This is a genomic window from Halomonas bluephagenesis (assembly GCF_054790765.1).
Map to the genome: position 1 here is coordinate 2,542,149 of NZ_CP133631.1, position 17,313 is coordinate 2,559,461.

19 protein-coding genes are annotated in these 17,313 nt (G+C 54.2%); 7 read left to right on the forward strand and 12 right to left on the reverse strand.

Annotated features, from left to right (window positions below; translation table 11 throughout):
* Positions 1 to 28 precede the first annotated feature (28 nt).
* The 4 genes from REH51_RS11405 to REH51_RS11420 all read right to left on the reverse strand — a co-directional run bounded on the left by REH51_RS11405 (position 29) and on the right by REH51_RS11420 (position 5,123).
* Positions 29 to 1,639 carry an ABC transporter ATP-binding protein gene (locus tag REH51_RS11405; RefSeq protein ID WP_009724096.1) on the reverse strand — a complete coding sequence of 537 codons (1,611 nt, stop codon included), beginning with the start codon at positions 1,637 to 1,639 and terminating at the stop codon, positions 29 to 31.
* A 19-nt stretch (positions 1,640 to 1,658) separates the two neighbouring features.
* A complete protein-coding gene (locus REH51_RS11410) occupies positions 1,659 to 2,537 on the reverse strand; it encodes an ABC transporter permease subunit (RefSeq protein ID WP_009724097.1) in 879 nt (292 codons plus the stop codon).
* Entirely contained in the window at positions 2,530 to 3,459 is a 930-nt protein-coding gene (oppB, locus tag REH51_RS11415; RefSeq protein WP_498935788.1) for an oligopeptide ABC transporter permease OppB, read from the reverse strand. Before oppB ends, REH51_RS11410 begins: the two co-directional genes overlap by 8 nt.
* An 83-nt stretch (positions 3,460 to 3,542) precedes the next feature.
* Complete coding sequence (locus REH51_RS11420) at positions 3,543 to 5,123, reverse strand: peptide ABC transporter substrate-binding protein (protein ID WP_498935790.1); 1,581 nt, start codon at positions 5,121 to 5,123, stop codon at positions 3,543 to 3,545.
* A 223-nt stretch (positions 5,124 to 5,346) separates the two neighbouring features.
* On the opposite strand from REH51_RS11420, the gene prfB reads away from it, so the two are divergent.
* Both prfB and lysS read left to right on the forward strand, forming a co-directional pair.
* Positions 5,347 to 6,445, forward strand: a protein-coding gene (prfB, locus tag REH51_RS11425) for a peptide chain release factor 2 (RefSeq protein ID WP_498935792.1) whose coding sequence is annotated in 2 segments (ribosomal slippage) — positions 5,347 to 5,421 and positions 5,423 to 6,445 — 1,098 coding nt in all. Because the reading frame shifts where the segments join, the coding sequence is not laid out codon by codon here.
* Positions 6,446 to 6,479: 34 nt separating this feature from the next.
* A complete protein-coding gene (gene lysS / locus REH51_RS11430; protein WP_009724101.1) occupies positions 6,480 to 7,994 on the forward strand; it encodes a lysine--tRNA ligase in 1,515 nt (504 codons plus the stop codon).
* A 23-nt stretch (positions 7,995 to 8,017) separates the two neighbouring features.
* Here lysS and REH51_RS11435 read toward each other — a convergent pair whose 3' ends face one another.
* From REH51_RS11435 to REH51_RS11465, 7 genes are all read right to left on the reverse strand, one after another.
* The gene (locus REH51_RS11435; RefSeq protein WP_009724102.1) at positions 8,018 to 9,205 is read right to left on the reverse strand and encodes a glutathionylspermidine synthase family protein; all 1,188 of its coding nucleotides are present in this window, start codon (positions 9,203 to 9,205) and stop codon (positions 8,018 to 8,020) included.
* Between the two features lie 62 nt (positions 9,206 to 9,267).
* Positions 9,268 to 9,873 carry a DUF1190 domain-containing protein gene (locus REH51_RS11440; protein ID WP_009724103.1) on the reverse strand — a complete coding sequence of 202 codons (606 nt, stop codon included), beginning with the start codon at positions 9,871 to 9,873 and terminating at the stop codon, positions 9,268 to 9,270.
* Positions 9,874 to 9,885: 12 nt separating this feature from the next.
* The gene (locus tag REH51_RS11445; protein ID WP_009724104.1) at positions 9,886 to 10,308 is read right to left on the reverse strand and encodes a DUF350 domain-containing protein; all 423 of its coding nucleotides are present in this window, start codon (positions 10,306 to 10,308) and stop codon (positions 9,886 to 9,888) included.
* 81 nt (positions 10,309 to 10,389) lie between these two features.
* Positions 10,390 to 11,133 (reverse strand): DUF2491 family protein, encoded by a 744-nt coding sequence (locus REH51_RS11450; protein ID WP_009724105.1) that lies wholly within the window; start codon positions 11,131 to 11,133, stop codon positions 10,390 to 10,392.
* A 30-nt stretch (positions 11,134 to 11,163) separates the two neighbouring features.
* Positions 11,164 to 12,210 carry an ion channel gene (locus REH51_RS11455; protein WP_498935793.1) on the reverse strand — a complete coding sequence of 349 codons (1,047 nt, stop codon included), beginning with the start codon at positions 12,208 to 12,210 and terminating at the stop codon, positions 11,164 to 11,166.
* A gap of 46 nt (positions 12,211 to 12,256) precedes the next feature.
* Positions 12,257 to 12,952: a PspA/IM30 family protein gene (locus tag REH51_RS11460; protein WP_009724107.1), complete on the reverse strand. Its 696-nt coding sequence runs from the start codon at positions 12,950 to 12,952 to the stop codon at positions 12,257 to 12,259.
* 32 nt (positions 12,953 to 12,984) lie between these two features.
* Entirely contained in the window at positions 12,985 to 13,392 is a 408-nt protein-coding gene (locus REH51_RS11465; protein WP_498935794.1) for a DUF2170 family protein, read from the reverse strand.
* Between the two features lie 183 nt (positions 13,393 to 13,575).
* Here REH51_RS11465 and REH51_RS11470 point away from each other — a divergent pair, with 183 nt between their 5' ends.
* From REH51_RS11470 to REH51_RS11490, 5 genes are all read left to right on the forward strand, one after another.
* Positions 13,576 to 13,962 carry a hypothetical protein gene (locus tag REH51_RS11470; RefSeq protein ID WP_009724109.1) on the forward strand — a complete coding sequence of 129 codons (387 nt, stop codon included), beginning with the start codon at positions 13,576 to 13,578 and terminating at the stop codon, positions 13,960 to 13,962.
* 88 nt (positions 13,963 to 14,050) lie between these two features.
* On the forward strand, positions 14,051 to 15,454 hold the full coding sequence (locus REH51_RS11475; protein WP_498935796.1) for an MFS transporter: 1,404 nt from the start codon (positions 14,051 to 14,053) through the stop codon (positions 15,452 to 15,454).
* A 43-nt stretch (positions 15,455 to 15,497) separates the two neighbouring features.
* Positions 15,498 to 15,806, forward strand: a complete 309-nt coding sequence (locus REH51_RS11480) for a BolA family protein (RefSeq protein WP_009724111.1) — start codon at positions 15,498 to 15,500, stop codon at positions 15,804 to 15,806.
* Positions 15,803 to 16,651 carry a hypothetical protein gene (locus REH51_RS11485; RefSeq protein WP_009724112.1) on the forward strand — a complete coding sequence of 283 codons (849 nt, stop codon included), beginning with the start codon at positions 15,803 to 15,805 and terminating at the stop codon, positions 16,649 to 16,651. The genes REH51_RS11480 and REH51_RS11485 overlap by 4 nt, the downstream gene beginning before the upstream one ends.
* Positions 16,648 to 17,121 (forward strand): GNAT family N-acetyltransferase, encoded by a 474-nt coding sequence (locus tag REH51_RS11490; RefSeq protein WP_009724113.1) that lies wholly within the window; start codon positions 16,648 to 16,650, stop codon positions 17,119 to 17,121. The genes REH51_RS11485 and REH51_RS11490 overlap by 4 nt, the downstream gene beginning before the upstream one ends.
* Here REH51_RS11490 and zapB read toward each other — a convergent pair.
* A complete protein-coding gene (gene zapB, locus REH51_RS11495; protein ID WP_009724114.1) occupies positions 17,118 to 17,312 on the reverse strand; it encodes a cell division protein ZapB in 195 nt (64 codons plus the stop codon). The two genes, REH51_RS11490 and zapB, sit on opposite strands and share 4 nt — an antisense overlap.
* Position 17,313: the final 1 nt, after the last annotated feature.

Consider the following 17,313-nt stretch of genomic DNA (forward strand, 5'->3'; position numbering starts at 1 on the left):
TACTAGCTACTGGTTAGTAGGTGAGCAGCTATGCACTGCTTTCCAGGAAGGCGGCGCGCATCAGTTCGCGGGTATAGGTTTGACGGGGAGCGCTGAATAGTGAGGCAGTATCGCGTTGCTCGATGATTTCTCCTTGTCGCATCACAATCACTTCATCAGCCAGCGCACGCACGACCGCGAGGTCATGACTAATAAACAGGTAAGTCAACCCGTGGCGTTGTTGTAAGTCACGTAATAGCTGAATGACGGTCATTTGAACCGAGCGGTCTAAAGCTGAGGTGGGTTCGTCAAGCAGCAGAAACTCGGGTTTGACGACCAGAGCCCGGGCGATTGCAATCCTTTGGCGCTGTCCACCCGAGAACTCATGTGGGTAGCGGTGTCGGTGGGCAGGGTCTAGAGCGACTTCCTCAAGGGCTTGGACGACGAGGGTCTCGCGTTCGGCTCGACGTAACAGCGGTTGGTGAACGCGTAATCCTTCGCCAATAACGTCACCTACGGTCATTCGGGGTGAAAGCGAGCCAAAGGGGTCTTGGAAAACCACTTGCATACGCGACCTTAGCGGCCGCATTCCAGCGCGGTCAAGGCGAGCTACGTCGATGTCATCGAAGCAGATATCGCCGCTGCTTTTCACCAGCCGAAGAAGCGCACGGCCTAACGTGGTTTTTCCTGAACCCGATTCGCCAACAATGCCTAGGGTTTGCCCTCGCCGCAGAGTGAGATCAATGCTTTTCACTGCCTCGAAATAGCGGTCGGGGCCAAAAAGGCGCTTTTTGATAGGAAAGCGGACATTAATGTTTTCTGCTTTCAGCAGGATGGGGGCTGAGTTGGGGATAGCTTCTTTATGGCCGCTTGGGTTGGCGGCGATAAGCATTTGGGTGTAAGAGTGCTGGGGCGATTGAAATAGCGTGTCAGTTTTTCCCGCTTCTACTATTTTGCCTTGCTGCATTACGCACACACTATCTGCTAAATGTCTGACAACACCAAGGTCGTGGGTGATAAACAGGATAGCCATGCCGTAGCGGGCTTGAAGGTCTTTAAGGAGCGTAAGAATCTGCGCCTGCACAGTGACATCAAGGGCGGTGGTTGGTTCGTCGGCAATCAGCAGTTTGGGCTCACAGGCCAGTGCCATAGCAATCATCACCCGCTGACGCTGGCCTCCCGACAGCTCATGGGGATAGCTATTGATGCGCCGCTCAGGCTCCGGAATGCCTACCTGAGCGAGGAGTTCAAGTGCTCGCTGGTGAGAGCTTCCCCCCCGCAAGGTTGTGTGCTTATGCAGCACTTCACGGATTTGTCTCCCAATTCGGTGCATTGGGTTGAGTGAGGTCATTGGCTCTTGGAAAATCATCGAGATCTCATTACCACGGATGGCCCGCAAGCGCTGGCGGCTGACCGCTAGCAAGTCTTCATCGCCAGAGCCGCCATGCCAGTTAATTTTGCCCGTGGAGCGAGCCAGTTCGGGCAGTAGCCCCATGGCGGCGGTTGATGTGATCGACTTGCCGGAGCCAGATTCGCCGACTAAAGCCAGTGTCTCACCCTGATAAATGGTAAAGCTGACGTCGTCGACGGCGGTAACGGTACCATCGGGAAGATCGAATTCGACTCGTAAACGGTCAAACTCCAGTAGTGGTTGGGACATGAAGCCTCCGTGCATTTTCCTAACGCGTCTTGGGGTCTAGGGCGTCACGCAGACCGTCCCCTAAAAAGTTTAAGCACAACAGTGTGATAGCGAGAAACGCAGAGGGCACAATGAGCATCCATGGGGCCGTTTCCATCATGTCTTTGCCTTCGCTAATCAGTACTCCCCAACTGGTCAACGGTTCTTGAACACCTAGCCCCAGAAAAGAAAGAAAACTTTCCAGCAAAATGACCTTGGGTACGGTGAGGGTGACATAGATGATGACAGGCCCAATGGCATTGGGAATGAGGTGGCGTGTGACTATCTTAAAGCTGCTTACGCCTAGCGCGTGTGCTGCTTCGACGAACTCGCGACGCTTCAAAGCGAGTACTTGTCCGCGCACTATGCGCGACATGTCGAGCCACTCAACGGCGCCGATGGCCGCGTAGATCAGCAGGATGTTACGCCCAAAAACCACCATCAGCAGGATCACCATAAACATAAATGGCAGTGAGTACATGATGTCGACAAACCGCATCATTAGGTTGTCAACGCGGCCACCGAAGTAACCGGCAACCGCTCCGTAGAGAACGCCGATAACCAGGGATACCAAGGTGGCGACGATAGCGACGGAGAGTGAGATTTGCCCTCCGTAGAAGACGCGAGTGAGTAGGTCACGGCCATTGGAGTCAGTGCCTGCGTAGTGGCCGCTTTCAAAGTTTGGCGGCGCCAAAAAGGCGCTCCAATCCACTTCATCAAGTGCCCAGGGCGTTAGCAAGGGGCCTAGTAGGCAAACTAAGGAAATTGCTACGAGGAGTACAAGACTCGTTGTCGCAGCACTGTTTTGGCGAAGCCGTCGCCAGGCATCACGCGCTAGGCTGTTGCCGACAGCTGGAGGAGTTAGCGTTGCATTATTCATTATCATAGCGAATCTGCGGGTCCAGAGCCGAGTAGAGTAAATCGACGATTAAGTTAAAAAATACAATTAACCTGCCATAAAAAACGACGGTTCCCATCACCAATGTGTAGTCGCGATTGAGCGCGGCTTGAACGAAATAGCGTCCAATCCCTGGTATGCCGAAGATCTGCTCAATCACCACTGAGCCAGTAATAATGCCGGCAATGGCAGGGCCTAAGTAGGAGATAACAGGCAGCATTGCCGGACGCAGGGCGTGATGAAAGATCACCTCACTCTCACTAAGCCCCTTGGCACGGGCCGTACGGATGAAATGGCTGCCAAGCACTTCGATCATGCTGGCGCGCATCATCCGTGCGATGTAAGCAATCTGCTGAATTGAGAGCGCCACAACGGGAAGAACCAGATTTTTCCAGTGACCGTCATTCCAGCCACCGACCGGTAACCAGGCTAGAAATACGCCAAACACCAGCGCCAGCATGGGAGCAATGACAAAGTTAGGTATGGCGACGCCGGCCAGTGCTGTGCCCATCACCATATAGTCAACGGATGAGTTGCGTTTGAGCGCTGCGATAACTCCCAAAGGAATGCCTATTAGGAGCGCCAGGCCAATCGCCCATAGGCCTAGCTCAAGGCTAACAGGAAACCCTTGGGCGACCAGTTCGGTGACCGAGAAATCCTTGTATTTAAATGAGGGGCCAAGGTCTCCATGCAGTAGGTTTCCCATGTAGGTGAAATACTGCTCCCAGACAGGTTTGTCCAAGCCATATGAGGCCATCAGGTTGGCTTCTATTTCCGGTGGTAGCTGACGTTCACCATCGAAGGGGCCACCTGGAGCTAGATGCATTAAAAAGAAAGAGAGGGTGATCACGATCCACAGCGTCGGAATCGCCTGAAGTATGCGTTTTAGAGTATAGCTGAGCATGATTGGGCCTCGCTCCTCGGGCACGCAGCCCGAGGAAGTAACGGCATTAAGTCGTGATAAATAAAGCGCCGGTTAGAAGGGAATTAGTGGTCGAAGTGAATCCAGCGCGAGCGATGGATATCTTCAATAGTGCTTTCCCAGCCGACTAGGTCAGGGCTGACCAGGTTGCGCGATACGTAGTAGTAGATGGGCAGCGTTGCACTGTCCTCTAGCGCAATAGCCTCCGCTTCGGCCATCAGCTCAGCGCGAGCATCCATGTCCTGGGTATTGGCGGCTTCATTCATCAAGGTATCAAATTCGGGCGAGCTGTAAGCGCCGTAGTTATTCGATACATCGCTTTCCAATAAGCTCAAAAAGTTTTGGGCGTCGTTATAGTCGCCGATCCAGCCTGCCCGAGCGACGTCAAAGTCACCCTGACGGATGTCAGCGTAATGAACTGCCACCTCTGCGTTGAAAAGATCTACCTCCACACCGAGTGGTTGCCACATGGCAGCAATGGCGATGGCCACTTTGCGGTGATCTTCGCTGGTGTTATAGCGCAGCATGAGTTCTAACGGGTTATCGGGGCCGTAGCCTGCCTCTTGAAGCAGTTCATGTGCGCGCTGTAGACGCTCATCCTGGGAAAGCTCGGTAAAGCTAGCAGTCGGTGCTGAATAGTGGTTCACGCTTGGTGGAACGAAGCTGTAAGCAGGTTGCTCGCCGGTGCCCAGAATTTGATCGGTAATGACGTCGCGGCGAACCGCTAGACTGAGGGCTTCTCGGACACGTGGGTCAGCCGTTGCATGGCCATCACGGGCATTAAACGCGTAGTAATAAATGCCGAGATAGGGGGCGACCTGAACAGCCTCAGGGAGATTGTCCATCAGCCAACCATACTGATGGGTTGGGAAGTCGCGGGCAATATGGATCTCACCCGCCCGAAAACGGTTTAGCGCCGTGTTGCGCTCTTCTATAGGAAAATAGACAACTTCGTCCAGCGCTACGTTGTCAGCGTCGTGGAAGTGGGGGTTGCGAGCTGTCGTTATGCGCGTTTGAGCCTGCCACTCCTGCAGCTTAAAGGCGCCGTTGGATACCAGATTTCCGTGTCGAGACCACTCGTTGCCGTAAGTTTCCACCGTGTGCTGGGGGGCCGGGTAGGCGGTGTAGTGGGAAAGTTGATCTAAAAAGTAAGGCGTTGAGCGCTCAAGGGTTACCTGTAGGGTCTTGGTGTCTAAGGCCTTTCCCCCCAGTGTGCTGACATCGGCCTCACCGCCATAGACGTCAGCGGCGTTTTTAATTGGGTAAAGCAGATAAGCATAATCAGCTGCGGTGGCCGGCGTTAAAATACGCTGAAAGGCGAAAACAAAGTCATTAGCGGTGACTGGTTTACCGTCAGACCACTTAGCGTCATCTCTCAGTGTGAAGGTGTACACCGTGCCGTCATCGGAGATTTCCCACGACTCTGCAACACCGGGAATGCGTGTGCCGTCGGCCGCTTCAGTCACAAGTCCTTCAAAAAGATCGCCCACAACGTCATTTTCCCAAGTGCCACTAATTTTATGTGGATCCAGAGAGGCGGGCTCGCCCATGATGGCTATGCGGAGTGTATCCGCCTGGAGAGGGGCTGTAAGGCCAACGGTCAACGCCAGTGCCATCGGGATGGCGAGAGTGCGGGAACTTTGCATGTAAATGACTCCATTATTGTTTTCATGTTGTTATTTGCGACTCACAAGTATTGCTTAGGTGAGAGCCTCCTAATTAAGTACTAGCATCGGGGGAAAGTGAGCGTCCATCAGAAATTACGCATGCAGCTATGCGGGGTTTCGATAGCGCCGTTGTTGATGGCTGTTAGCGGCCAATTTCGCTACACTGTGCGACTTTTCCACCGCAAAGTTAGCCGAGACGTCCATGTTGGAAACTAATCCGATACATAACCAGATCAAGGACCTGTCTGAGCGGACAGATGTTCTTAGGGGGTATCTTTGACTATGCCGAACGCAAAGATCGGCTAGAAGAAGTATCCCGCGAGCTTGAAGACCCTAATGTCTGGAACGATCCAGACTATGCCCAGAAGCTGGGTAAGGAGCGGGCATCGCTTAAAGCCATTGTGGCCACCATCGACGAGCTTGATCAGGGCTTGGCTGACAGCCGCGACCTGCTTGAGCTTGCGGAAATGGAAGATGACGAAGGCACCGTCGATGAAGTGCGCAAAGAGCTCGATGGTCTGCAGGCGGCACTGGAAAAACTTGAGTTTCGCCGCATGTTTTCCGGTGAAATGGACGAGAATAACGCCTATCTGGATATCCAGTCGGGGTCGGGCGGAACCGAAGCTCAAGACTGGGCGAATATCCTGCTGCGTATGTACTTACGCTGGGCAGAGAGCCATGGTTTCAAAGCAGAGATTATCGAAATTTCTGCAGGCGAGGTGGCCGGTATCAAATCGGCATCGCTACACATTCAAGGCGACTACGCCTTTGGCTGGTTGCGCACCGAAACCGGTGTTCATCGTTTAGTGCGTAAAAGCCCGTTTGACTCCGGTGGTCGTCGTCACACCTCGTTTGCATCGGTATTTCTATCGCCGGAAATTGATGACAGCTTTGAGGTTGACATTAACCCCTCTGACTTGCGGGTAGATCCCTACCGCTCTAGCGGTGCGGGTGGCCAGCACGTTAACACCACCGACTCAGCGGTGCGGATTACCCACGAGCCTAGCGGCATTGTGGTGGCGTGTCAGAACCAACGCAGCCAGCACGCCAACCGCGACTTCGCCATGAAGCAGTTGAAAGCGAAGCTGTGGGAACACGAAATGCAAAAGCGCAATGCGGCCAAGCAGGAAGCGGAAGACTCTAAAGCCGATATCGGCTGGGGGAGCCAAATTCGCTCGTATGTACTGGACGATCAACGCATCAAAGACCTGCGCACCGGCGTTCAGTCTAGCAACTGCGACAAAGTGCTCGACGGCGATTTAGATCAGTTTATCGTCGCCAGCCTAAAGCAGGGTTTGTAATTTTTTTAGCGTTTGAACATGAACAGGGTGCCCGATGGCTAACCAAGACGCGTCTTCTCTCGATAACGAAAACCACCTAATCGCTGAGCGCCGTGCCAAGCTCGCGGCCCGCCGTGAGCGCGCCGCTGAGCAGGGTAAGAGTGCTTTCCCGAACGATTTTCGCCGTGACAGCCTCACGGTTGAGCTACACAACCTGCTAGGCGAAAAAGATAAAGCGGAGCTTGAGACGCTTGATCATCAAGCGTCGGTGGCAGGTCGCGTCATGCGTAAGCGTGGCCCCTTTATCGTGATTCAGGATGTGGCTGGCCAAATCCAGCTCTATGTGGATAAAAAAGGCCTGCCCGCTGACGTGCTTGAGGACATCAAAGGGTGGGATATCGGTGATATCGTCGCTGCTCGTGGTCCCGTGCATAAGTCGGGTAAAGGCGATCTGTACGTAATGATGGTAGAGGCGCAGCTACTCACCAAAAGTTTGCGTCCGCTGCCAGATAAGTTCCACGGCCTGACTGACCAGGAAGCGCGTTATCGTCAGCGCTACGTGGATCTGATCATGAACCCGCAGTCGCGTAAGGTGTTTGAAACCCGCGCGGCGGTGATTAGCTCCATGCGTCGATTCTTTGAAGCCCGCGGCTTTATGGAAGTTGAAACGCCGATGCTGCAGCCGATTCCCGGCGGGGCAGCGGCGCGGCCGTTTATTACCCACCATAATGCGCTGGATATTGATATGTATCTGCGTATTGCGCCGGAGCTTTACCTCAAGCGCCTAGTGGTGGGTGGGTTTGAGAAAGTATTTGAAATTAATCGTAATTTCCGTAACGAAGGGCTGTCCACGCGGCATAACCCTGAGTTCACCATGGTCGAATTCTATTGGGCCTACGCGGATTATCGCGACCTACTCGATATGACGGAGGCCATGCTGCGCACAGCGGCGCAAGAAGTGTTGGGCACCACCACTATCGTATATCAGGGGGCCAGTTACGACTTCGGCCAACCTTTCCATCGCCTGACGTTACGCCAAGCGATTCTTGATCATGGCGACGGCATCACCGATGCGGATCTGGATACGTTGGAAGCCGCACAAGCAGTCGCAGAAAAGTTGGGTATCAAGGTGAAGCCAAGCTGGGGACTGGGCAAAGTTCAGACCGAGATCTTCGAAGAAGTGGCCGAGCACAAGCTGGATCAACCGACGTTCATCACCGAATACCCAGCAGAAGTAAGCCCGCTGGCGCGTCGTAACGATGCTAACCCGTTTGTTACCGACCGTTTTGAGTTCTTTGTCGGTGGCCGAGAAATTGCCAATGGCTTCTCGGAGCTTAATGACGCCGAGGATCAGGCTGAACGCTTCCGCGAGCAGGCAGCCGAGAAAGATGCCGGTGACCTGGAAGCGATGTATTTTGACGCTGACTACGTGCGCGCGTTGGAGTATGGCTTACCGCCAACGGCAGGTGAAGGAATTGGTATTGACCGTTTGGTGATGTTATTTACCGATAGTCCTTCTATTCGGGACGTACTGCTGTTCCCAGCGATGCGCCCCGAAGCCAGCGAGTAACATTTCTCGACTACTGAAACACCTTAGACAATGGCGTGCGGCACAAAACAGCTGGAATCCTTGGTAATTCGACCGATGTCTTCGCGAATACCAATGCCGCACGCCCTGTCACCGACTACCCAACTGCCGATCAGGGCATGCCGTTCGCCAAAGCGCGGCAAAGGGTGGTAGGCCTGCAAAATACGCGGGTTGTCGGTATAGGGGCCATCAACGGCTTCGTACTGGCCGCCCGTGGTGATTAGCTCAATATTGCTTCCTTCCCGAGAGAAAAATGGTTTGCGCACCCAGCCGGGTGAAAGCGATGTGCCATCACTGGTGTCAAAATACGCTGGTAGCAGGTTAGGGTGGCCTTCGTTCCACTGCCAGAGCAGCGGCAGGATGCCCTTATTGCTGAGGATGGTTTTCCACGGAGGCTCGAACCAGTGAGTTTGCATCATAGGCAGCAGCTCACCGAAAACGTCATCGCTCATTTCTTCCCACGGGTAGAGCTTGAACAATGCACGGATGGGCCGGTTTTCCAGATCAACGAAACAGCCGTGGTCGGTGTTAGGTTGATAGCCGATATCTTCGATATGGATAAAAGGGGCATTAAGCCCTGCCTGTATGGCACAGTCCTGCAAGTAAGCCACCGTAGCGCGGTCTTCTTCATGAGCTTTGATGGAGGCGAAGTGCAGTGCCGGTGGGGCTGAGGCGTCGCGTTCAAGGCGCTGCCCGATGTGAGCGAGGGCAGCAATCATGCGTTCTTGAATCGAATTGTATTGATCGGCGTGGGCAGGGAGCAGACGCTGTTCGATCACCTGCTCAAGCCACAGCCACTGAAAAAAGCCAGCTTCGTAAATGCTGGTGGGCGTATCGTAGTTAAGCTCTAGCAGTTTGGCAGGCCCACTACCGCTATAGGCAAAATCCATGCGCCCATAGAGGTGGGGCTGGCCATTGCGCCAAGATTCACGAATGACGCTCCACATCCTCTCGGGAATATTCAACTGATGCAGCAATGCATCGGACTGGCAGACCCTATCAACGGCATCCATACACATCTCGTGTAGCGCCTCGGTGGGGGCTTCAATGTCCTGTTCTATCTGTGCCAACGTGAACTGGTAATAGGCATCCTCGGTCCAGTAGGGCTCCCCTTCAATGGTATGAAAGTGAAACCCTAGCTGGTGCGCCAGTTCGCGCCATTGTGGGCGTTCAGTGATAGCAACGCGCAACATAAAGCGGCTCCTTGCTGGCGCAGATGAATGCGTCGGAAGAGGTTAAGCGAACGGAGGTTAGCTTAGGAGCCAAACCCACCCCGTGCGCTGGAGCGCGAACCGAATCCAGAGCGTTGAGTCGCCCGTTGGTTGGACTGCATAACCGATGAGCGGAAGGCCTGATTACGTTGATCTACCCGTGACGAGGCGGAAGACGATGCAGCGTTCCAGTCGCCGCGATTCTGGCGGGTACGGTAGACCGGTTCTTGGTACAGGCTTTGTACCCGCGCGCCATTACGGTTCGCCATCATATTGCCAACCATATAGCCCATCAGCGCAGGGCCAAACCAGCTGCCACCCTGACCCTGCTGAGCCGATTGAGGCGGTGGCTCACAGGCGCCTTCGCCATGTACCTGTTCGCAAGCTTCCAAAGAGTCAAAGCGTGGAACGGCTTCAACGGCTGCTGTAAACGCTGCTTCACAGGCGGTGCGCGTGTAAAGCTCGTCCGCTACGCACTCGTCTATGTTCTGGTAGGCCTTGGGTTCGGAGAAGTTGACATCCGATAGAGTGTCTTGCGGCGGGGATGACTGCCCGCAGCCGGCTAACGCGGCTGTGCCGGCCGCGCCCATCAAGGCCAGGGTCAGCCGAGAACTGCGCTTGCGGCGCGGTGGCTGGTTAGATGATTGCATGGATGTCTCCCTTTACCAGATCATGGACGCTGCGTTGAGCAGGCCAACCGCGATAGCGATGGTTGCCGCGAAAATGCCATATGCCACGTGGCCGTCGGTAATATGTCCGGAAAGGCTCTGCCCTTTGCTTTTCAGTACCAGCTTGATGGCAAAGAAGGTAACAATCTGCACGATAAAGGCAATGATGCCCCAGGCGATAAAATCAATGAAACTCACGCTGTTCGCCATAGCGCTGTAGAGCGGTATGGTAAAGCCTAGGGTGGCGCCGCCAAAGGCGGTTGCTGCAGCGGCGTTGCCTTCCTGGATCAGCTTCCATTCATGATGCGGGGTAATCTTGCTGTACGCGACCATGAACGCTACCAGCAGTATGGCGGCGGTGATCAGGTAGGCGAAAAACGCTGGCAGGCCTGCCAAGTACATACCGATATTGCCCATTATCGTTTCCTTTTTAGTCGTCAATCGTAAGTGGTGAATCGTAAGTGATGAATGTTGGTCAGAGCGTCTGGCAGGTAGCCATCAATGCGCTTCGATTATTACTGCGCTGATATCGATGCCCAGGCTGGTGACTAGCTGGTAGCTGCCTTCCAATTCATCGGCTTCAGCACTGAGCAGGATATATTCAAAACGCTCTGAGGCTTGATCATGACGTTCATAGAGCATGCAGTGATGCGTGACTTGGGAAATTCCGCTGCCATCGGCGCGAGTCACCGTTTCCTCAAGCACAACGGGGGCTGACCATTCGCTGTTTTCAGCGCCCCATACGCGCTGATAGCGTTTAAGATCATCTTGAATGTCATCGCTAGCTTCCAGCGTAAAGCTGCTCTTACCAAGTGGGTGGGCCGGGGTGTGGCTATCCGGTTGATTGATCAGGCCATCAAATTCAAGATTAGAAACATGTTGTGACGACAGGAAGTCGAACAGTTTGTATTCAAACACCTTGCCGTTGGCAATAGAGGCTTGAATCCAGGTGTCATTCTCCAGATAAAAGCGCGCGAGCTGTTCGCCCTGGCCGAGTTCGACGACGCCGACCGCGGCTATCTCTTGCGCCGCGCCGCTCCAACTAGCATCAAAATTCAGGCTATCAAACGCTTTCAGCGACAGCATATTGAGCGACACCATACCGCCAAGCCGCAGGCCATTAAAGTCATCTGGGGTCATGCCCGCCGGCAGGCCGTTAGAGCGCTGGGCGGTTTCGCTGGCATGCTTTTGCTGCACGCTTTTACTGTTGGAACGGAATAATGATTTAAGTGAACCAAGCATGGTGATGGACCTCCACGAAACGGATGGGTGTCATGCCAGCAGTGATGAAAAATGTGCCGACGTCAGACGCTCATAGGCCATGTAATACAGCACATCGCCATCACTCAGCTCACGGGTGGAGGGCGGGTTGAGCATGTTCGCCTCGTCGCTGCCGGAAGTAACGCCCAGCAGAGTGGCATTATGAGCTTCCTTGGCCTGATTAAATAGTTGGCCAAATGTGCTGCCTTTAGGAATATCTTGCAGCTGCGTTTGGTACTGAGTGGCGCCATGATTCACCGCGAGCAGCTCATTAACGACGCGGCTAATGCCTGCATCGGTGGCTGAGCGCACCAACATTTCCAGTGCCATGGCCTCTGTGCATTCGATGCCCGGCAATGTTCGGCGCAACATAGCTGCGGTATTGGGGTTTTCGCAGTGGGCAACGATGTGGCAGCCAGGGGATTTCAGGCTATAAGCGGAAAGCGCTACGGTAGCCACGCGTTCATCGCTGCCGTCATAGATAATAATACGGCTAGCGTTTTCAACGCCTGCGCGCTTGAGGAGCTCCATATTGGCGAAGCTATCACCCTTGACGAACTTTAAATCACCCGGACGTGGGTTGTTAATATCTTTTGTGACACACAGCACGATTTCATCGGGGACCTGCCGATCAGCTTTGAGAATATCAATGATCTTTTCAGTGGTTTCTCCGTGCCAGCCCAGCACCACCGTGTGACCAGTAAGGTCGCTGTAATCGCCTTTTCCTTGCATTTGCTGCCTCCAAAAATTGCCCACCGTGACGGTTGCTTTACCGATCAGGGCAGCAAACAGCGAAATGCCGCCCGGGATCAGATAAAACACAGCGATCAGTTGCCCCGCGGTAGAGGCCGGTGAGAAGTCTCCGTAGCCCACGGTGGACGCCGTAACGACGTAAAAATACAGCCACAGCGACAGTGAACCCGTGACCTCTTCGCCGGTGAGCCCCATGAGCAGCCACGAGGTTGTCATATGAGCCAGCGCTAGCATCAACAGAAACGTCCAACTGACGTTAATTGTAGAGGCTTTCAAAACTTTCAGTAGCTGTTGTAGCACTGGCATGGCGTCAGTCTTCCTTGCGTTCAGTCGGTAGTGTTAACGCTGGCACTCAGTTGCCGGCATTTTGTTTCGCCTTTAGGCGAGCCAGTACATCGCTTCCCGAGGTTTGCTGCTTGCCGATACCTGCCTGGGAAAGGCGTGCTTCCAAGTCGGCACCGGAATCCTGCGCTTGCATTGATTCACCGATCTTGAGCTTTTCAGCTTGCAGAGCTTGGCGCTCTTTAATGCGCTCAAGGGAGGCAACAGCGCTGTTCATGCTGGCATTTTGGCCAGCGTGTTGAGAGGCAACGGCAGCCTGTGCTTTTTGCGCGGCTTCAGTGGCTTTGACGTGGGACATCTGCTGCTCAACGCGGCGGATTTCACCTTTAGATTTAGCGATGGTCGACTTCAGCGCTTCGATGGTGCCATCGTACTGGGTGACATTGGCCTGAGCGATTTCTCGCTCGCTTTCCAGACGGGCAATTTCTCCCGCAACTTCTTCAGCTAGGCTCTGCTCGCCTTTCTCAAGCGCTGCCATGGCGCTTTTTTCATACTCGGCCATTTTATCCGACAGCGTATCTACTTCCTTGGCGGCAAGGTTGCGCCTAGCCATAATGGTAGTGAGCTCTTCATTAGCCCGGTTCATTGCTGTTTTGGCGTCACGCAATTCCTGTTCCATAATACGAATCCCCTGACTATCGACAATCGCTTCGCCGGTTTCAGTGGCTTTGCCGCGCAGGGCGGTAAATATTTTGCGTAGTAACATTGGGTAACTCCTTAACTAGTGAGTCGATTAGGTCAGTCGATTAAATCGGCAATTTCCAGTGCGGCCTGAGCGCAGGCTTCAACTTCTGCGCTGATGGCTTCGAGTTTGCAATCTGCAAACAACTGGCCGTAGACCACATAGTAATCTTCGTCAACCAGGGTGTGGATGCCAACGCTGACCAGCGGAAGAGCCATGCCCAAGCGTAACAAAGCATCGTTGAACGAGTTGATATCCTCAACTGCGCTGGTAGGAGCCACTTCAGTCATCCCCAGCCATTCTTCGTCGGAATACGTCAGGGTAACAGGTAAGTCGCCGTAGTCCTTGAGCGTAAACACCAATGAATCGTTGTCCTGGTCGAGGGTGATGTCAGCGTTAGGCCAGTTAAGCTCGTTCTGTTCCACGCTGCGTTTAATCGCTTCAAGTCGTGTCTGTGTATTCATTGAGCGTATCCTAATAGTCTATTCGGCTTAAGACTGTAACACCCCTGCCGATGAGTAACGGTGTGTCGTTAACTATAAATTCTTCCGCATTTTACCGAATGAATCGATATTGCGCCTGCATCGATGGCAAACTAATCCTTTAGCACCCATAATGGTCAACGTTTCGACGGCGAGGAGAATCCCATGAAACTGCTAAATCGCTCTGCCCTGAGCGTCAGGCCGACCCAGACCTTCGTGGACTGGATCAATGCGCTCGAACCCACCATGGGAGACGACGACCTGACCCTGGACGACGTCGAACGTGAAAGTACGGTGTACCTTATCCCAGAGATGGATACCCCCGAAGCGCTTGAAACGTTTGTTCATGAGCGTTACGCAGAAATCCTAGAGACCGAGTTGCGTGCCTGGGAAGAGGATGAGCGCCAATGGCCAGAAAAGCTTGACTGGTCACTATTTCAAGACTTTTTACGCATTGAGCATAGCTACCTTGCAATTGATCTTGACGACGAAACCGCACTTGAAATTTCTGAAGTTGACGACGCACTTCTGCTCGACAACGAGCAAGACTAGCGTATTGCCGTCTTGATGTAAGCGTATTGTGGAACCGGCTCAGGCCGGTTTTATTGTTTTTAATGGTGCAGTTTAGGAACGAACCACCATGCGATTGTTTGAAACTCGGGCGGGTGACGACGGTTTGCCTGGGCCTGCGCGTACGCTAGCCGTAATGGCACTCGTCACCGGCACGCTGATGGCGGTAGTCGACACCACCATGATTAATTTGGCCCTCCCGACGATTGCCGCAGACCTGAATATATCCGCCTCTAGAGCAGTATGGATCACCAATGTGTTCCAGGTGGTCTGTGCGGCTTTTCTGCTCGTGTTTGCAGGCATCAGCGAGTTGGTGACCCGAAGACGGCTCTATTTAATCGGCCTGGCTACCTTCGTAGTGGCGGCATTGGGAGCGGCCCTATCGCGTAACTTAGAAACATTGCTGGTGTTTCGCGCTTTACAAGGTTTGGGAGCGGCGGCCACGCTGTCTATCGGCCCGTCGCTGTATCGGGCGATTTTTCCGTCACGCTTATTGGGTAGCGCTTTGGGGCTGAGCGCATTAGTGTTAGCCGGTGGCTACGCGGCAGGCCCCACGCTGAGTGGTGTTATCCTCTCGTTTGCCGACTGGCCCTGGCTATTCGCGCTCAATGTTCCACTTGGTGTTTGTTCGTTGTGGCTTTCCAGTCGTGCGCTGCCTAGAGATAAGCCACGTCAGGGTAGCTTTGATGTGCTGGGTGCGCTTCTGTCTATGTTGATGCTCGCCAGTTTTTTTCTCGCCATGGACGCAGTCGGCCACGCCGCACCACTGTGGCAAAGCGGTGGCTGGGCGGTGGTAGCTGTGCTGGCCTGTACGCTGTTTATTCAACGCCAGCGCCACGCGCCTTATCCGCTGTTACCGCTGAGTATATTTGCTGAAAAACGCTTTACGCTGGCTGGTTCAGCGTCTGGTCTGGCCTTTATCGGCCAGGGGCTAACGTTTGTCGCGCTATCGTTTTTTTATCAGGAGCAGATGGGGTTCTCGCCGCTTGAAACGGCATGGCTGTTCACCCCATGGCCGTTAGCGATTATGGTGGTTGGTCCGCTGGCAGGTCGTTTGGCTGATCGGATTAATCCCAGCCTACTTTCAAGCGTAGGCTTGGTGCTGCTGATTATGGGGTTAGTGGCGCTAGCGCTCGTGGATGAATCCACTGGCGTGGCAGGCAGCCTGTGGCGCACGGCGTTGTGTGGCATCGGGTTTGGTCTGTTTCAGCCACCTAACAATCGTGAAATGATGGGGAGTCTTCCACCTGAGCGAAGCGCCAACGTATCTGGTGTGATGAGCACCACCCGTACCGTTGGGCAATCGTTTGGGGTGGCCTTGGTGGGTGCAGCCTTGGCGCTGGGTTCACCCGTCCAGGTAACTTTATGGCTGGGAGCGGGCACTACGCTGCTAGCGCTGGTAGCAAGCCTTTCCCGGGTGGCGCTGGCCCAGCGTGCTCTCATTGAGCGGCGGGCATCGTCTGTTAGCAAGTAAGGGCGTACAATAGATCGGATGCTGATTGAAGGAGAAAGCACTCATGGCGATGCAGACACAGATTGAGCAGAAGTTAGCGGCGTTAACGCCCGACGTGCTGCACGTAGAAAATGAAAGCCACATGCATAACGTGCCGGCTAACGCTGAGACACACTTTAAAGTCACCCTGGTAAGCGATAGCTTTGATGGCATGATGCCAGTGAAGCGACACCAGCAGATTTACGCGTTGCTTGCCGATGAGTTGTCTGGCCCCGTGCATGCATTAGCATTGCATCTTTACACTCCAAAAGAGTGGCAGGCACGTGGCGGCGAACGCCCTAATTCGCCTAACTGTCGTGGCGGCGGCCAGTGACGCCAGACGTTATTCGCAGGCAGTATTTGGATGCAATGGGTATAACTGCCTGGACATCCCGATATCAACTGCCTAATGCGCGACTCACCGAGGCGTGCGAATGGGAAGATGCGCCTGCTGCCACCCCGCCGCGAGAGCGTCTTCACGCGCTGTTGGACGACGTGCCTGCACCGCGCCTGCGTAGCCAGCCGGCTAATGTGGATGGGGGGGCATCCTCTTCGGCCCCCGCTGCAGTGCGTGCGCTGCTTGGACAGCCACCGGCTGCTGATAGCACGCCAGTCGAAGTGCCCATTGCTTCTACACTGGAAATTTCTACGCAGGAAAACGCTACGCCGGAAAAACAGGCTGTTAGCAAAGCCGAACCGCTAACATTCAGTCTCTCCTGCGTTTGTATTGGAGGACGATGGTTAAGCCTTCATGAGGGTGAAATAACGCCTACTGAACAGCAACTGCTGGCTAATATACTTCGGGGGGCAGGCATGTTGAGCGGCGAGATGCCTGCGGTGACGTACTTTAAATGGCCGCCAATGGCGAACACGTTTATGCCGGAAGAGCCGTTGGAAGAGGCGCAAGAAGGGGTAGCCGCCTTTATCGCGGGTGCGGCTGGGAGACAAGGATGGCAGTTGGAGCGTCTGTTGTGGTGGGGCGCTGACGAACTACCCGACGATTCTCCCTTGGTGCGGGTCATGGCGGTTAGCCAGCAACAGAGCCAAACGCTGTCGCTGCCCGTGTGGCAAGGACCGGCTTTGAAAACACTTGCCGAGCATGCGAGTGCCAAACGTAAGCTTTGGCCTGCGCTGGTGTCGCTTCGAGAGCTGTGGCGTGCTGAGGTCACCACACAGTGATAAGCCCATTAAGCGTTGCTAACAGCGCTGAGTTACAGGCCTTAGAAGCACAAGCTAACAGTGGCATAAGCTCGCAGCATCTCCACGATGCGCTAGACGACCCTAATTCACAGGTGATTGGTTACTGGCAACCACCAGCACCGGTTGGCCATGTGTCCGTTGGCGATATATTACTTGGCTATGCCATCGTGGTTCGTTTGCCATTTGAGGCAGAGCTTCAAGCGATTGGAGTGCTCCCTCAACAGCAGGGTCAGGGAATCGGTGGCAAGCTGATTGGCGAAGTGGTCGCCTGTGCTAGGCAGTGGCAAAGCGAGCGCCTACTGCTCGAAGTGCGGGCAAGTAACCAGCGTGCGATAAGGCTCTATCAACACTACGAGTTTAATGAAGATGGTCGGCGCCGAGGTTATTACCCGGCTGCACAGGGTGCGGCCGGGCGAGAAGATGCGCTACTGATGTCGCGCTTGCTTTAAGACACGCTATCGCTTTCGATGTCTTCAAATTTTCTGAGCACGCCCTGTAATCGACGCTCCCACTCCTCACGCTCCTGTTTTAGCAGAGCGTTTTCGCCACGCAGTTCTTCATTTTCAAGCTTCATCAATTCCAACGCCTCAACGGTGTCGGTGATTTTCTGTTCCAACTGGTTAAATAACTCAAGGCTCATG

Excerpts from the sequence above, each read along its gene's own strand:
- lysS (WP_009724101.1), top strand. The coding sequence starts at position 6,480 with ATGGCTAACCAAGACGCGTCTTCTCTCGATAACGAAAACCACCTAATC.
- REH51_RS11450 (WP_009724105.1), bottom strand. The coding sequence starts at position 11,133 with ATGCTTGGTTCACTTAAATCATTATTCCGTTCCAACAGTAAAAGCGTG.
- REH51_RS11475 (WP_498935796.1), top strand. The coding sequence starts at position 14,051 with ATGCGATTGTTTGAAACTCGGGCGGGTGACGACGGTTTGCCTGGGCCT.
- REH51_RS11445 (WP_009724104.1), bottom strand. The coding sequence starts at position 10,308 with ATGGGCAATATCGGTATGTACTTGGCAGGCCTGCCAGCGTTTTTCGCC.
- zapB (WP_009724114.1), bottom strand. The coding sequence starts at position 17,312 with ATGAGCCTTGAGTTATTTAACCAGTTGGAACAGAAAATCACCGACACC.
- REH51_RS11405 (WP_009724096.1), bottom strand. The coding sequence starts at position 1,639 with ATGTCCCAACCACTACTGGAGTTTGACCGTTTACGAGTCGAATTCGAT.
- REH51_RS11460 (WP_009724107.1), bottom strand. The coding sequence starts at position 12,952 with ATGTTACTACGCAAAATATTTACCGCCCTGCGCGGCAAAGCCACTGAA.
- REH51_RS11455 (WP_498935793.1), bottom strand. The coding sequence starts at position 12,210 with ATGCCAGTGCTACAACAGCTACTGAAAGTTTTGAAAGCCTCTACAATT.
- REH51_RS11420 (WP_498935790.1), bottom strand. The coding sequence starts at position 5,123 with ATGCAAAGTTCCCGCACTCTCGCCATCCCGATGGCACTGGCGTTGACC.
- REH51_RS11435 (WP_009724102.1), bottom strand. The coding sequence starts at position 9,205 with ATGTTGCGCGTTGCTATCACTGAACGCCCACAATGGCGCGAACTGGCG.
- oppB (WP_498935788.1), bottom strand. The coding sequence starts at position 3,459 with ATGCTCAGCTATACTCTAAAACGCATACTTCAGGCGATTCCGACGCTG.
- REH51_RS11480 (WP_009724111.1), top strand. The coding sequence starts at position 15,498 with ATGGCGATGCAGACACAGATTGAGCAGAAGTTAGCGGCGTTAACGCCC.
- REH51_RS11465 (WP_498935794.1), bottom strand. The coding sequence starts at position 13,392 with ATGAATACACAGACACGACTTGAAGCGATTAAACGCAGCGTGGAACAG.
- REH51_RS11410 (WP_009724097.1), bottom strand. The coding sequence starts at position 2,537 with ATGAATAATGCAACGCTAACTCCTCCAGCTGTCGGCAACAGCCTAGCG.
- REH51_RS11440 (WP_009724103.1), bottom strand. The coding sequence starts at position 9,873 with ATGCAATCATCTAACCAGCCACCGCGCCGCAAGCGCAGTTCTCGGCTG.
- REH51_RS11470 (WP_009724109.1), top strand. The coding sequence starts at position 13,576 with ATGAAACTGCTAAATCGCTCTGCCCTGAGCGTCAGGCCGACCCAGACC.